This is a genomic window from Burkholderia sp. BCC0397 (assembly GCF_902832865.1).
Taxonomy (GTDB): domain Bacteria; phylum Pseudomonadota; class Gammaproteobacteria; order Burkholderiales; family Burkholderiaceae; genus Burkholderia.
This window is the reverse complement of sequence record NZ_CADFDL010000003.1, coordinates 428,930-441,711: the sequence shown is the minus strand read 5'-3', so window position 1 is coordinate 441,711 and position 12,782 is coordinate 428,930. Positions and strand designations below refer to the sequence as shown.

Below are 12,782 nucleotides of genomic sequence, written 5' to 3'. Positions count from 1 at the left end.
TGGCCCCGGGCGTTTAGCCTGCGCGCTTGCGGAACACCAGGTCCCACACGCCGTGGCCGAGCCGCAGCCCGCGCCGTTCGAACTTCGTCACCGGACGGTAGTCGGGGCGCGGCGCGTAGTCGGCGGCCGTGTTCTCGAGCGTCGGTTCCGCGCCGAGCACTTCCAGCATCTGCTCCGCGTAGTTCTGCCAGTCGGTCGCGCAGTGCAGGTACGCGCCGGGCTTCAGGCGCGACGCGAGATGCGCGACGAGCGGCGGCTGGATCAGCCGGCGCTTGTGGTGACGCGCCTTGTGCCATGGATCGGGGAAGAAGATGTGCACGCCGTCGAGGCTTTCCGGCGCGATCATGTGCTCGATCACCTCGACCGCGTCGTGCTGGATGATGCGGATGTTCGGCAGATCCTGCTCGCCGATCAGCTTCAGCAGCGCGCCGACGCCCGGCTCGTGCACCTCGACGCCGAGGAAGTCGTCGCCCGGGCGATGCGCGGCGATTTCCGCGGTCGACGCGCCCATCCCGAAACCGATCTCGAGGATGCGCGGCGCGCTGCGGCCGAAGATCGCGTCCCAGTCGGGCAGTTCCGGCGCATACGGGACGACGAAGCGCGGGCCGAATTCGTCGAGCGCACGGCGCTGGCCGGTCGACACGCGGCCGGCGCGCGTCACGAAGCTGCGGATGCGGCGGTGGTGCAGCGGGTTGACTTCGTCGGCGCCTTCGGTGGCTTGGTCGGCTTCGTCGGGAATGGCGTCGTCGTGCGGCGGCAGGCCGGCTTCGTTCGGATCGTCGTGCATCATCGGTACAGAGAAAGGCTCGGTTCGGGCGAGGGCCCGTTACGCAGCAGCGCTGCCGGGCGATTCGGCGCATGGTACAAAAAAGCCGCCTTCGACGAGGCGGCTCATGCGCAGGCTGCCGTGCAGCCGGAAAGTGGAGCGGGCGATGGGAATCGAACCCACGTCATCAGCTTGGGAAGCTGAGGTAATGGCCATTATACGACGCCCGCAGAACGTATGATTGTACAGGGGTTCCAGTGAAGAAGGCAAGCGGGGGAGTTTGGGCGGTGGCAGCGAAACTGGCATAGCTCGATGCCGCAGCGGTGACGTCGCTGGCAGTGGAGGCGGTCGCGAAAACTCTCCGGCGACCGCCCTTCTCACTCTAATGCTGGACCTTGTTACGCTGTCTGAGGTGAATTAATCAAAGAGATCTCCGCTCTGTCCTGAAATCGGCTCCAGGTTGCTGAATATCAATTTTGGTCTCTTTGCTCCAACTCGCCCTTTCTCGTCAATTCTATCAACTACCCCAACGAGGCGGCATGTCTCGAAAAGCATAGGCTTATAAGGTACTATATTTCTGGATTCTGGGTAGGCGGTGAGAATGTGTCCTTGATACTTGAAGCCCATTGATTGAGATGTTTTGTTTTCGCGAGTTACTTCACCGGTGAGCGAGACGGCTGCGCCGTGAACGAGTTCTGGGAAAAGAAGCTCGTCATTCAGGTCTTCGTCTTCGTCCGAGAAGATTGATTTTTCATGCGCGGTGATGATTTCTTGATCGATTTTCCCATCTACCACTACGCCAATCGATAAAGTGGTTTCTGTGTCGATGTTCGCGGCCAGCTTCTCAAGTATCTTCGGATTGCAATGCGCATAGAGCTCTAGATATTTGACTGGAAGAAAGAGGTACTCGCCAGATTCATTTGGTATTCCGATGAGTTCATTATTTTCTTTGAATTTAACATCATCGAATTGTCTCTTATCCAGGCTGCCGAGGTGTTTGCCAATTTTTGCGACCCATTTTAGAGCTTCTAGGGCCGTTTTGAAGATGTCCTTGAAACCAACGCCGTCGAAATCCTTTTCCGCCATCTTCTTGGCTGCGTTGGTGACATAGGCCGTGGCTGCTATGCCAAGACCCAATTGGAATAGGGTTGAAATATCGGTCGGAATCGATGCTATCCAAGATCCCTTTTCGATCCGCACCGGAACTTCAAATTCTATATCTCTTAAATCTGGTGCTTGAGCAAGAATGAAGTGGCGAAGTGCTTCATCGAAGCCAACCAATGCTCTGGCGGATTTGCGTGCATCGAAAGCCCCCGACTCTAATCGCTTGCCATCGTACTTAACGAAACCGACGAATTCTGTTTCCTGGCTCATTGGATTCTCTTTGTTCTATGGTCGTTACGTCTCTAATCTCGTTCGCCTCGTAACAGACTGGTCTCACTAAAGGCGGTAAAGGTAATTTTGCCCGAAAAAATGGCAGTGCGGGGGCAGGCATTCGGGCGCGTGGCTCGGGGGTGAGGTCGAACTAGAAATACGCCGGCGGCACGCTTGCACGCTACCCGGTGTCGAAAATAGACGAGTCGGCGTCGGAAGCATACAAGCCCGGGTAAAGCTTTCGAACTAACGTGACAGGCCTCTCATCCGATCGTTAGTCTGGAGCCGACATGTCCGATTTCATCACCGTTCTGCGCAAAACCTGCCCGACGCCTGTCCTTGACGCGACCAAGTGGAAGCGCATCGGCGGCGATCCGCACACCGTGAACCTCAACGCGTACGTCTCGAAGGACGGCAGCAAGATCATGGGTACCTGGATCTGCACGCCGGGCAAGTTCGAGGTGAACTACGAGAAATGGGAGTACTGCCACTTCCTCGACGGCTACTGCATCATCACGCCGGAAGGCGAGGAGCCGGTGCACCTGAAAGCCGGCGACGTGTTCGTGATCGAACCCGGCATGAAAGGGACGTGGGAAGTGGTGGAGACGGTGCGCAAGTACTTCGTCTTCGCCTGAGCGGACGGTCGATTCGATCCAGTCCAGGCATATCGTCATCGCCTCACATCCTCCCGGCTCATGGAGCCGGGACGGCAACCGAGGATTCCGGCTCGGTCAAACTCGATTCGGTTCGGAAATAACGCGCCGAGCGTGGTCACCCGCTCGGCGCACTCCCGCTATCCGACCGCAACCCGTGGCGAACTCGCCGCGCAGTTGTCCGGCGACGGCGCAATGACGCTTGCCGCCGGTCCTGCACGCTGTTCCGCAAACCCCTAAGATGCAGCGATCCGCCCACCGTTTCCGCTGCAGCGCATGAACCTTCCGCCTGCGCCGGCCGCCCCACCGGAGCCCCGACCATGCGCATCACCGCGATCCACGAACGCGCGATTCCCGTGTCCCGCTATGCCGACCCGGCGATTCCGTCCGGTGGCCTGACGACGAGCGTCGTCGCGGTCGTCACCGACGTCGTGCGCGACGGCCGCCCGGTGACGGGCTACGGCTACGCGTCGATCGGCCGCTTCGCGCAGGGCGGCCTGATCCGCGAACGGTTCGCGCCGCGTCTGCTGGCCGCCGCCGACACGCTCGCCGACGAAGCCGGCACGAACCTCGACCCGCTTCGCGCCTGGCGCGCGATGATGGCCGGCGAGAAGCCGGGCGGGCACGGCGAACGCTGCGTCGCGGTCGGCACGCTCGACATGGCGATCTGGGACGCCGCCGCGAAGATCGCCGACCTGCCGCTGCATCGCTTTCTCGCCGATCGCCTCGGACGTACGGCGGCGCCGCGCGTGCGCGTGTACGCGGGCGGCGGCTACCGCTATCCCCATGACGATCTCGCACACCTGTCGGACGAGATGCGTCGGATCGTCGATCTCGGCTACACGCATGCGAAGATCAAGATCGGCGGCGCGGATCTCGAGCAGGACCGGCGCCGCATCGACGCCGCAGTCGCGCACCTTGCCGGCCCTTCGCATCTCGCAGTCGACGCGATGAACACGTACGACGCGACGACCGCCTACCGGGCCGTCGACATGCTCGCGCCGTTCGACCTCTGGTGGTTCGAGGACATCTGCGACCCGCTCGATCTGCCGCTCCAGGCAGACGTCGCTACACGGTACGCACCGCCGATCGCGGCGGGCGAAGCGCTGTTCTCGCTCGCGGAAGCGAAGCTGCTCGACCGTTACGGCGGCCTGCGCGCCGACCGCGACGTGCTGGTGTTCGATCCCGTGCATAGCTACGGGCTACCGGGCTATCTGCAGATCGTCGATCACTTCGTGTCGCGCGGCTGGCGGCGCGATTCGTTCTGGCCGCACGGCGGCCATCTGTTCTCGCTGCACGTCGTCGCGGCGCTCGGGCTCGGCGGCGCGGAAGTCAGCCCGTTCGCATTCCATCCGTTCAGCGGACTGGCCGATGGCGAAATCGTCGACGCGGGATACGCACGCGTGCCGCAGGCGCCGGGCATCGGTTTCGAACTGCATGCCCACGCGCGCGACGCATTTCACGCGGTATCGGAATCGGGCGGCTGACGTCTAAAGTGGAACAGGGGCGGCGGAGTCAGCAGCACCCAGGATGAACGAGCCCGGTACGCGCGACGGGGCGGCACAAGGTACGCCACACCGCGCAGTTCACGCGCCCTCGACATTCCCGGCTGCCCATTCCGGCCGCTGCCCGAGCGTATCGAACAGCCGGACGATTTCGGCCTTCACCTTCTGCACCGCGTTGCTGACGAGCGCCGTGTCGTGCCAGCACAACGACAGGTCGCGCGCGAACAGCCGGTGCGCGACCGTCGACAGCTTGAGCTTGCGCTCCTCGATCTCGACGTGCGCGGCCGTCCACGGCAGGATCGTCACGCCGAGCTGCGCCATCACGGCCGCGAACAGCAGCCCGGTCGAGCTCGCCTCGAAACCGATCTCGTACGACAGCCCGGCCTCGCGCATCGCCCAGTCGACGCGGTTGCGGATCGTGTTCGGCGCGCTCGGCAACACGAGCGGCATGCGCGCGATCGCGTCGAGCGGGACGGGCGCATCCGGCACCGGAAAGCCGGGCCACGTGATCAGGTACAGCGTCTCCGTCAGCAGCCGGCGGATCGCGATGCCGCGCGTATCGACCGCGTCGACGACGATCGCGAGATCGAGCCTCGCGCGTTCAAGCAGCGTGTCGAGATCGGCGCTCGGCGCTTCGATCAGCTCCAGCATGATGCCCGGATAACGTTCGCGTACCACCTGCGCGAGCGGGATCGCCAGCACGCGCGCGGTGCTGGACGGCATCCCGACCGTCACGCGGCCCTGCGGCGTCTCGGCGTCGCGGCGCAGCAACTCGCGCGTGCCGTCGGCCTGGCGCAGCAGTTCGAGCGCGTGCCGGTACAGCGTGCGGCCGGCGGCGGTCGGCGCGACGCCGCGCACGCTGCGTTCGAGCAGCTGCATCCCGAGATCCTGCTCGAGATTGCGCATCTGCTGGCTCACCGCCGGCTGCGCGACGTGCAGCGCCTCGCTCGCATGCGTGACGTTCCCGCATTCGACGACCTTCACGAAATAGCGCAACTGTCTCAAGTCCATCGCCGCCGTCTCCGATTCAAGTCCGATTCGAGCCATAAGCCAATCCGATCGAGCAAGATGAATATCATATTTTTCGGCGATCGCTGACGTTTCTATACTCGTCTCACAAAAGAGCCCGACTGCCGGCCATCCCGGACCGGCCGCGGCGCAAGAGCCGGCGCCGCCGGCAAGGAGACGAAGATGTTCAAGGCGATCGACGCGCCGGCGGCCGGCGCGAAGCCGCGGCGCACGCCGCTCACGCGCGAGCAGGTGAAGGGCTTCTGGGCCGTGTACGCGGGCTGGGTGCTCGACGGCGTGGATTCGGTGATCTACGCGCTCGTGCTGATCCCCGCACTGACCGAACTGCTGCCGGCGTCCGGCATCGCGGCGACGCCCGCGAATCTCGGGATGTACGGTTCGATCCTGTTCGCGCTGTTCCTGATCGGCTGGGGACTGTCGTTCATCTGGGGGCCGCTCGCCGACCGCTTCGGCCGCGTGCGCACGCTCGCGGCGAGCATCCTGATCTATTCGGTGTTCACCGGCGCGGCCGCGTTCGTGCACGACGTGTGGGCGCTGGCCGCGTGCCGGCTGATCGCCGGGATCGGCGTCGGCGGCGAATGGGCGCTCGCCGGCACCTACGTCGCCGAGAGCTGGCCGGAGGACCGCCGCAAGATGGGCGCCGGCTACCTGCAGACGGGCTACTACTTCGGCTTCTTCATCGCGGCCTGCCTGAACTACACGATCGGCGCGACCTACGGCTGGCGCGCGATGTTCCTGTGCGGGTTGGCGCCCGCGCTGCTCGCGGTGTTCACGGTGATGCGCGTGAAGGAGCCGGGGCAGTGGCGGCGGCACGACGCGCGCGACGGCGACGTGGCCGACGCGCGGCGCGCGCATCCGCTGCGCGAGATCTTCGCGCCGGCGTTCCTGCGCCGCACGCTGACGAGCGCGAGCCTCGTTGGCGTCGCGATCGTCGGGCTGTGGGCCGGCTCCGTCTACGAGGCGAGCGCGGTCACCTCGCTGGCGACACGCGCGGGCATCGATCACGTCGGGGCGTTGCGGCTCGCGTCGATCGGCGCGGCGATCCTGTCGTGCGCGACGATCGCCGGCTGCCTGGTGGCGCCGTGGCTGTCGGAACGGCTCGGCCGGCGTACCGCGCTCGGCGTGTATTTCGCGGGGATGGCCGCGTCCATCGTGTTCGCGTTCGGCTGGGCGTTCTACCAGCCGAACGGGCTCGCCGCGTTCATGGTGTCGCTGGCATTCCTCGGTTTCTTCGGCGGCAACTTCGCGATCTTCTCGCTGTGGTTGCCCGAGCAATATCCGACACGCGTGCGGGCCACTGCGTTCGCGTTCAACGCGTCGGTCGGCCGCTTCATCGGCGCGGGCGTGAACTTTGTGCTCGGCGCCGCGATTCACGGTTACGGCTCGCTCGGCGTGCCGGTCGCATGGACCGCGGCCGTGTTCGGGCTCGGCATCCTGATCCTGCCGTTCGCGGTCGAAACGCGGCATCAGACGCTGCCCGAGTGAGCGTCGCGCCGCAGTCGTTCGCAAACAAGACACACCCCGTCATCAATATCAGGAGTCCGGAATGCAGGCATTAACAGGAATCAGGGTCGTCGATCTGAGTCGCGCGCTGTCGGGGCCGTTCTGCTCGATGGTGCTCGCCGATCTCGGCGCCGACGTGATCAAGGTCGAGTCGGGGCCGCACGGCGACATGAGCCGCGCCTGGGGGCCGTTCGATCGCGGCGTGAGCACGTACTACCTGTCCTGCAACCGCAACAAGCGCGGCATCTGCGTGGACTTCCGGCAGCCGGCCGGCCTCGACGTCGTGCGGCGCCTGATCGCGCAGGCCGACGTCGTGATCGAGAATTTCAAGGCCGGCACGATGGACGCGATGGGGCTCGGCTATGCCGCACTGAGCGCGCGCGACCCGCGGCTCGTGATGGGCAGCGTCACCGCGTTCGGCCCGCGCGGCCCGCTGCGCGACTGGCCGGGCTTCGACCAGATCGCGCAGGGCTATGCGGGGCTGATGAGCCTCACCGGTTTCCCCGACGGCGAGCCGACCCGCACGGGTACCGCGATCGGCGATCTCAGCTCGGGGATGTGGGTCGCGACCGGCGTGATGGCCGCGCTGTTCGAGCGCGAGCGCACCGGGCGTGGCCAGCATGTCGGCACGTCGCTGCTCGAAAGCCTGGTTGCGCTGCTGAGCGTGCACGGGCAACGCTATCTGAGCCTCGGCGACGTGCCGCGCCGCACCGGCAATGCGCATGCGGTGATCGCGCCGTATGGCGTGTTCGAGACGGCCGACGGCCCGCTCAACCTCGCGCCGATCACGACCGACATGTGGCTGCGGCTGTGCCGGTTGCTGGATCTGCCCGAACTGCCGGACGATCCGCGCTTCGCGACCAACGATGCGCGCGTCGCGCATCGCGACGAATTGAAGGCGCTGCTCGAAAGCCGGCTGCGTACACGCGGCAAGCGCGAATGGACGCAACGGTTCGTCGAGGCCGGGCTGCCGGCCGGGCCGATCCATACGCTCGACGAAGTGTTCGACGATCCGCAGCTCGCGCATTGCGGGCTGGTCGAGCCGGTCGCGCATCCGACGCTCGGCACGCTGCGCCAGGTCGTCACGCCGCTCGGCGGGATGGGCGACGACGTGCCGGCGCCGCGCACGCGCCATGCGCCGCCGCTGCTCGGCGAGCATACGGTCGACGTGCTGCGCGAAGCCGGCTACGGCGACGATGCGATCGACGCACTGCTGGCCGGCCGCGCGATCTTCCAGGCGGATGCGGTGGCGGAGGCCGTGCAATGACCGACATGACGAAACACGACGGGGTGTCGACCGTGACGGTCGACCTGATCGGCGAGCGGATCGGCGAGCGGATCGCGCGCGTGCGCTTCGCGAATCCGGCGCGACGGCATGCGCTCGACGCGCCGTTGCTCGATGCCCTCGTCGCGCGCCTTGATGAACTTGCCGTGCTTCGTCCGCCTCCCGTCGTGATCCTGTCGAACGACGGCAGCGGCGACGTGTGGAGCGCGGGGCACGACCTGCGCGAACTGGCCGACGATCGCGATCCGCTCGCATACGGCAAGCCGCTCGAACGCGCGCTGCGGCGCGTACGGAGCTATCCGGGCGCGGTGATCGCGGCGGTGGCCGGATCGGCGTGGGGCGGGGCGGTCGATCTCGTGATGAGCTGCGATCTCGTCGTGGCGGCGCGCGACGCACGTTTCGCGATGACGCCGGCGAACATCGGCCTGCCGTATTCGACGAGCGGCCTGCTGCGCTTCTACGACAACCTGCCGATCCACGTGCTGAAGGAGATGTTCTTCTGCGCGCAGCCGCTCGATGCGGAGCGCGCCGCGCATCACGGGCTCGTGAACCGGCTCGCTGACGCGAGCGGGGTCGACGACGCGGCGCTCGACGTCGCGCGCACGATCGCCGCGAAGGCGCCGCTCGCGGTGCACGCGGTGAAGGAGCAGTTGCGCGTGCTGCAGGACGCGCGGCCGTTGCCGGCCGATGCGTTCGAACGGATCGCCGAGTTGCGCCGGCAGGCGTGCGAAGGCGCGGATTTCGACGAGGGGTTGCGTGCGTTCGCGGAACGGCGCGTGGCGCAGTTCCGCGGGATTTAGGCGGACGGGCAAGGTTTCGATGCGACGGCGGCGGCGCGCGTCATGCGCCGCCGAGCGCGTGTCGAACGGATTGCCGAGTTGCGACGGCAGGCGTGAGAAGGCGCGGATTTCGACGAAGGGCTGCGCGCGTTCGCGGAACGGCGCGCTCCGCAGTTTCGCGGATACGCCAACGAGCAGCAGCGTGCCGATCACGATCAGCGGCCGCGCATGAACGCGCGTATCGATCACGCACGGTATCAGCGCAATCGCAATCGCGCGTGCCGCCCAGTCGTACCGCGCGCTACGCGCGCACCACCGTCACGCCCGCGGCCTCGATCGGCTTCGTCAGCGCGGCGTTGGTTTCCTTTTCGACGACGATCGTCTGCGCCAGCGTGATGTCGCCGATCACGAACGATGACGCCGCGCGCAGCTTCGACTGCGACGCGAGCACGACCGTCTCGGCCGCGCGTTCGGACAGCGCGCGCTTGATCGCCGCTTCCTCGAAATCGCCGGTGCTCAGGCCAGCTATGGGATGCACGCCCGTGACGCCCATGAAGTAAAGGTCTGCGTGAATGCGCGCGATGCCTTCCATCGCTGCCGCGCCGACCGCGACGATCGAGTGCTTGTAGAGCCGCCCGCCGATCAGGATCACGTCGATCGACGGATGCGCGGCCAGCGCAACCGCGACGCTCGGACTGTGCGTGACGATCGTCGCATGCAGGTCGGCCGGCAACTGGCTGACGAGCAGCGCGGAGGTCGTGCCGCCGTCGACGATCGCCACCTGCCCGGGCGCGATCATCTGTGCAGCCCGCCGCGCGATGCGCCGCTTCTCCGTGGTTTCGAGCGCCTCGCGCTGCGCGAACGGCGCGACGGCCGGCGACGCCGGCAGCGCGCCGCCATGCACGCGCTGCAGCAGCCCTTCGGCCGCGAGTTCGCGCAGGTCGCGGCGCACCGTGTCTTCGGACACGCCGAACTGCACGCTCAGCTCGGCGGCCAGCACCTGGCCGTCGCGTGCGAGCGCATCGAGGATCGCCTTCTTGCGTTGCGTCGTCAGCATCGTGTTTGCACGAAAATTCTTGAAATTGCACGAATCTGCACGTTACCATGGGCGCCGTCCTTTGTCGAACCGGAGGCTGCAATGGCTGCAACGCGGGAACGGGTCCGCATCGTCGATACGACGGTGCTGTCCGATGACTGGTATGTGCTGCGGAAGGTGACGTTTGATTTCCTGCGCCGCGACGGAACGTGGCAGCGCCTGAGCCGCGAGACCTACGATCGCGGCAACGGCGCGACGATCCTGCTGCGTCATGCCGAGACGGGCGACGTGCTGCTGACGCGGCAGTTCCGGATGCCGGCGTTCGTGAGCGGGCACGACGGCATGCTGCTCGAAGCGGCCGCCGGGCTGCTCGACGACGAAACGCCGGAAGCGCGTATCCGCGCGGAGGCCGAGGAGGAGACCGGCTATCGCGTGCGGGGCGTGCGCAAGGTGTTCGAGGCGTTCATGAGCCCGGGTTCCGTGACGGAGAAGCTGCATTTCTTCGTCGGCGAATACGATGCGTCGCTGCGCACCGGCGCCGGCGGCGGCGTCGCGGAAGAGGGCGAGGATCTGGAGGTCGTCGAGATGCCGCTGCAGGCGGCGCTGGACGCGATCGAGCGTGGCGAGATCGTCGATGCGAAGACGATCATGCTGCTTCAGTACGTCGCGCTGCGGGAAATCGCGGCCGCGCGCGCCGCATGACGCCGCGGCTCGTGCTGGTCGCCGGCCCCTATCGCAGCGGCACGGACGGCGACCCCGCGCGCATCGCCGCGAACCTGCACCGGCTGGAAGCCGCGGCGCTCGCCGTGTATCGCCGCGGGCACGTGCCGATGATCGGCGAATGGGTGTCACTGCCGCTCGCGGCCGCGGCCGGGTCGACGCAGGTCGGCGACGCGATCGGCGAAACGTTCCTGTATCCGGCCGCGCACCGGCTGTTGCGACGCTGCGATGCGGTGCTGCGCATCGACGGCGCATCGCGCGGGGCGGATGCGGACGTGGCGCTTGCGCGGCAACTCGGCAAGCCGGTCTATTTCTCGGTCGATGAGATTCCGGTTGCGCAGGACGATTCGGCTGACTGAGCAAGCGTGGGCGCCGGGTTGCGGCATCGCCGGTGCGGCGCTTGCGGGCAGACGGTATTCGCATCGCCGGCTGCCGCACGCGCAGCGCTACGCAGTGGCGTTGCCGACGCAGCGCGGCGCCCGAACCGGCGTATGATCGCGACGCCACTCGCGCAACGTTCGACGCCACCGCTTCTCCATCATGCCGTTTTCCGATCCCGCTGATTCCGCCGCCGCGTCGCTTCCCGCTGACCTCGTCGCGTCCGCCGTCGACGCACTTGGGCGCGCCGACGCATTGCTCGTCACGGCCGGCGCGGGCATCGGCGTCGATTCCGGGCTGCCCGATTTTCGCGGCACGGACGGCTTCTGGCGCGCGTATCCGGCGCTGCGTCACGAGCGTTTCGAATTCCACGAGATCGCGTCGCCGCACGCGTTTCGTGCGCGTGCGCCGCTCGCATGGGGGTTCTACGGACACCGTCTCGCGCTCTACCGCGCGACGGTGCCGCACGCGGGCTTCGCGATCCTGCGCCGCTGGATCGACGCGAAGCCGAACGGCGGCTTCGTGCTGACCAGCAACGTCGACGGCCAGTTCCAGAAAGCCGGCTTCGATCCGGCGCGCATCGTCGAGATCCACGGCTCGATTCATGCGATGCAATGCCTGCGCCCGTGCACGGACGACACGTGGGACGCGGCGCCGTTCGTGCCGGAGGTCGACGAAACGACGTGCCGCCTGGTGGGCGACATGCCGTGCTGCCCCCACTGCGGCGGGCTTGCGCGGCCGAACATCCTGATGTTCGGCGACACCGGCTGGCTCGGTGCGCGCTACGACGCGCAGGAGCGCGCACTGGAAGACTGGATCGCGCGGGCCGGGCGCGTCGCCGTGGTCGAGATCGGCGCGGGCACCGCGATTCCGACCGTGCGCTTGTTGAGCGAACGGCTCGGTGCCGACGTGATCCGCATCAACGCGCGCGAAGCGCATGCGCGCCGGGCGGACGTGATCGGGCTGAAGGGCGGTGCGCTGGCGACGCTGAACGCGCTCGAGCGCGCGAGGCGCGGCGGCTGAGCCCCGCGCCTCGCGTCGACCCGCCGAAGCCGCGCGATGACGGCCGTGCGGCGAGCGCCTGCACGAGCGCCGACCATTGCGGCACGCCCGCGTTCGCGCCGTCGACCTGGAACCAGCCGGTTTGCCCCGGACATATCGCCGAGTCGCATGCCGTGAAACCGCCTGACGGATTCGCGTCGTAGCTGGCGTCGAGCCCCCGCGCCTGCCGGCTACGGAATGCGCATGTGGCCCGGCCCGTCGGCATTGCCGGCGCGGCGCGATTCCGCATACAGTTCAGCGTAGGCCGCGTGCGCCGCGCGGCGCCGCCCGTGAGGAGTGCCCTTGTTCTATTCGATCGTCGCGATCTTCGTCGGCGCCGGGCTCGGCGCGTTGCTGCGCTGGTTCCTGAGCCTCGCGCTCAACGCGTTCTTTCCCGCGGTGCCGCTCGGCACGCTCGCGTCGAACCTGCTCGGCGGCTACGTGATCGGCGTGGCTGCCGTCTTATTCACGGCCCGCGTCGGGTTGCCGCCCGAGTGGCGGCTGTTCGTGATCACGGGCTTTCTCGGCGGCCTCACGACGTTCTCGACCTATTCGGTCGAAGTGATGACGCACGCGTTCGAGGGCGAATTCGGATGGGCGTTGGCGGTGGCTGCCCTACACTTGACTGGATCGTTCGCGTTGACGGCGCTCGGCATGTGGACCGCGCGCGCGTGGCTCGCGGCGGCCTGAGCGGGCCGCCATCGGAGGGAGCG

The 12,782-nt window shown here is 67.0% G+C and carries 13 protein-coding genes, 1 tRNA gene and 2 pseudogenes; 10 read left to right on the top strand and 6 right to left on the bottom strand.

Translation table 11 applies throughout. From position 1 onward, the window contains the following. Positions 1-13: 13 nt before the first annotated feature. The 3 genes from trmB to HWX03_RS12170 form a co-directional block, all read right to left on the bottom strand. Positions 14-790 (bottom strand): tRNA (guanosine(46)-N7)-methyltransferase TrmB, encoded by a 777-nt coding sequence (gene trmB, locus HWX03_RS12180; protein WP_175820382.1) that lies wholly within the window; start codon positions 788-790, stop codon positions 14-16. A 131-nt stretch (positions 791-921) separates the two neighbouring features. After that, positions 922-996 (bottom strand) — tRNA-Gly (locus HWX03_RS12175). Between the two features lie 187 nt (positions 997-1,183). Then, positions 1,184-2,140: a hypothetical protein gene (locus HWX03_RS12170; RefSeq protein WP_175871387.1), complete on the bottom strand. Its 957-nt coding sequence runs from the start codon at positions 2,138-2,140 to the stop codon at positions 1,184-1,186. Between the two features lie 290 nt (positions 2,141-2,430). Between HWX03_RS12170 and HWX03_RS12165 the strand changes: the two genes are divergently transcribed. Further along, positions 2,431-2,775 carry a cupin domain-containing protein gene (locus tag HWX03_RS12165; RefSeq protein ID WP_027783759.1) on the top strand — a complete coding sequence of 115 codons (345 nt, stop codon included), beginning with the start codon at positions 2,431-2,433 and terminating at the stop codon, positions 2,773-2,775. 338 nt (positions 2,776-3,113) lie between these two features. Further along, the gene (locus HWX03_RS12160) at positions 3,114-4,280 is read left to right on the top strand and encodes an enolase C-terminal domain-like protein (protein ID WP_175871386.1); all 1,167 of its coding nucleotides are present in this window, start codon (positions 3,114-3,116) and stop codon (positions 4,278-4,280) included. Positions 4,281-4,379: 99 nt separating this feature from the next. On the opposite strand, the gene HWX03_RS12155 is transcribed toward HWX03_RS12160, so the two are convergent. Further along, positions 4,380-5,309 carry a LysR substrate-binding domain-containing protein gene (locus HWX03_RS12155; protein ID WP_175871385.1) on the bottom strand — a complete coding sequence of 310 codons (930 nt, stop codon included), beginning with the start codon at positions 5,307-5,309 and terminating at the stop codon, positions 4,380-4,382. Positions 5,310-5,489: 180 nt separating this feature from the next. On the opposite strand from HWX03_RS12155, the gene HWX03_RS12150 reads away from it, so the two are divergent. The 4 genes and pseudogenes from HWX03_RS12150 to HWX03_RS37330 form a co-directional block, all read left to right on the top strand. Then, the gene (locus HWX03_RS12150; RefSeq protein WP_175871384.1) at positions 5,490-6,812 is read left to right on the top strand and encodes an MFS transporter; all 1,323 of its coding nucleotides are present in this window, start codon (positions 5,490-5,492) and stop codon (positions 6,810-6,812) included. A 61-nt stretch (positions 6,813-6,873) separates the two neighbouring features. After that, a complete protein-coding gene (locus HWX03_RS12145; protein WP_175871383.1) occupies positions 6,874-8,097 on the top strand; it encodes a CoA transferase in 1,224 nt (407 codons plus the stop codon). Next, the gene (scpB, locus tag HWX03_RS12140; protein ID WP_175871382.1) at positions 8,094-8,915 is read left to right on the top strand and encodes a methylmalonyl-CoA decarboxylase; all 822 of its coding nucleotides are present in this window, start codon (positions 8,094-8,096) and stop codon (positions 8,913-8,915) included. The genes HWX03_RS12145 and scpB overlap by 4 nt, the downstream gene beginning before the upstream one ends. Positions 8,916-8,978: 63 nt before the next feature. Continuing rightward, positions 8,979-9,077, top strand: a pseudogene (locus HWX03_RS37330) (methylmalonyl-CoA decarboxylase); the annotation flags it as partial. A 118-nt stretch (positions 9,078-9,195) separates the two neighbouring features. Here the strand turns inward: HWX03_RS37330 and HWX03_RS12135 are convergent. Further along, positions 9,196-9,951: a DeoR/GlpR family DNA-binding transcription regulator gene (locus HWX03_RS12135; RefSeq protein WP_175871381.1), complete on the bottom strand. Its 756-nt coding sequence runs from the start codon at positions 9,949-9,951 to the stop codon at positions 9,196-9,198. An 81-nt stretch (positions 9,952-10,032) separates the two neighbouring features. Here HWX03_RS12135 and HWX03_RS12130 point away from each other — a divergent pair, with 81 nt between their 5' ends. From HWX03_RS12130 to HWX03_RS12120, 3 genes are all read left to right on the top strand, one after another. Beyond that, on the top strand, positions 10,033-10,632 hold the full coding sequence (locus HWX03_RS12130; RefSeq protein ID WP_175871380.1) for an NUDIX domain-containing protein: 600 nt from the start codon (positions 10,033-10,035) through the stop codon (positions 10,630-10,632). Continuing rightward, positions 10,629-11,009 (top strand): DUF4406 domain-containing protein, encoded by a 381-nt coding sequence (locus HWX03_RS12125; protein WP_175871379.1) that lies wholly within the window; start codon positions 10,629-10,631, stop codon positions 11,007-11,009. The genes HWX03_RS12130 and HWX03_RS12125 overlap by 4 nt, the downstream gene beginning before the upstream one ends. A 181-nt stretch (positions 11,010-11,190) precedes the next feature. After that, positions 11,191-12,051 (top strand): Sir2 family NAD-dependent protein deacetylase, encoded by an 861-nt coding sequence (locus HWX03_RS12120; protein ID WP_175871378.1) that lies wholly within the window; start codon positions 11,191-11,193, stop codon positions 12,049-12,051. A 61-nt stretch (positions 12,052-12,112) separates the two neighbouring features. Here HWX03_RS12120 and HWX03_RS36905 read toward each other — a convergent pair. Continuing rightward, positions 12,113-12,250 (bottom strand): annotated as a pseudogene (locus tag HWX03_RS36905) (peptidase S8/S53 subtilisin kexin sedolisin); the annotation flags it as partial. Between the two features lie 122 nt (positions 12,251-12,372). Here HWX03_RS36905 and crcB point away from each other — a divergent pair. Beyond that, positions 12,373-12,759 (top strand): fluoride efflux transporter CrcB, encoded by a 387-nt coding sequence (gene crcB, locus HWX03_RS12115; RefSeq protein ID WP_175871377.1) that lies wholly within the window; start codon positions 12,373-12,375, stop codon positions 12,757-12,759. Positions 12,760-12,782: the final 23 nt, after the last annotated feature.

Bases quoted from the DNA above. Each gene is read 5' to 3' on its own strand.
- trmB (WP_175820382.1), bottom strand. From the start codon at position 790: ATGATGCACGACGATCCGAACGAAGCCGGCCTGCCGCCGCACGACGAC.
- HWX03_RS12170 (WP_175871387.1), bottom strand. From the start codon at position 2,140: ATGAGCCAGGAAACAGAATTCGTCGGTTTCGTTAAGTACGATGGCAAG.
- HWX03_RS12165 (WP_027783759.1), top strand. From the start codon at position 2,431: ATGTCCGATTTCATCACCGTTCTGCGCAAAACCTGCCCGACGCCTGTC.
- HWX03_RS12160 (WP_175871386.1), top strand. From the start codon at position 3,114: ATGCGCATCACCGCGATCCACGAACGCGCGATTCCCGTGTCCCGCTAT.
- HWX03_RS12155 (WP_175871385.1), bottom strand. From the start codon at position 5,309: ATGGACTTGAGACAGTTGCGCTATTTCGTGAAGGTCGTCGAATGCGGG.
- HWX03_RS12150 (WP_175871384.1), top strand. From the start codon at position 5,490: ATGTTCAAGGCGATCGACGCGCCGGCGGCCGGCGCGAAGCCGCGGCGC.
- HWX03_RS12145 (WP_175871383.1), top strand. From the start codon at position 6,874: ATGCAGGCATTAACAGGAATCAGGGTCGTCGATCTGAGTCGCGCGCTG.
- scpB (WP_175871382.1), top strand. From the start codon at position 8,094: ATGACCGACATGACGAAACACGACGGGGTGTCGACCGTGACGGTCGAC.
- HWX03_RS12135 (WP_175871381.1), bottom strand. From the start codon at position 9,951: ATGCTGACGACGCAACGCAAGAAGGCGATCCTCGATGCGCTCGCACGC.
- HWX03_RS12130 (WP_175871380.1), top strand. From the start codon at position 10,033: ATGGCTGCAACGCGGGAACGGGTCCGCATCGTCGATACGACGGTGCTG.
- HWX03_RS12125 (WP_175871379.1), top strand. From the start codon at position 10,629: ATGACGCCGCGGCTCGTGCTGGTCGCCGGCCCCTATCGCAGCGGCACG.
- HWX03_RS12120 (WP_175871378.1), top strand. From the start codon at position 11,191: ATGCCGTTTTCCGATCCCGCTGATTCCGCCGCCGCGTCGCTTCCCGCT.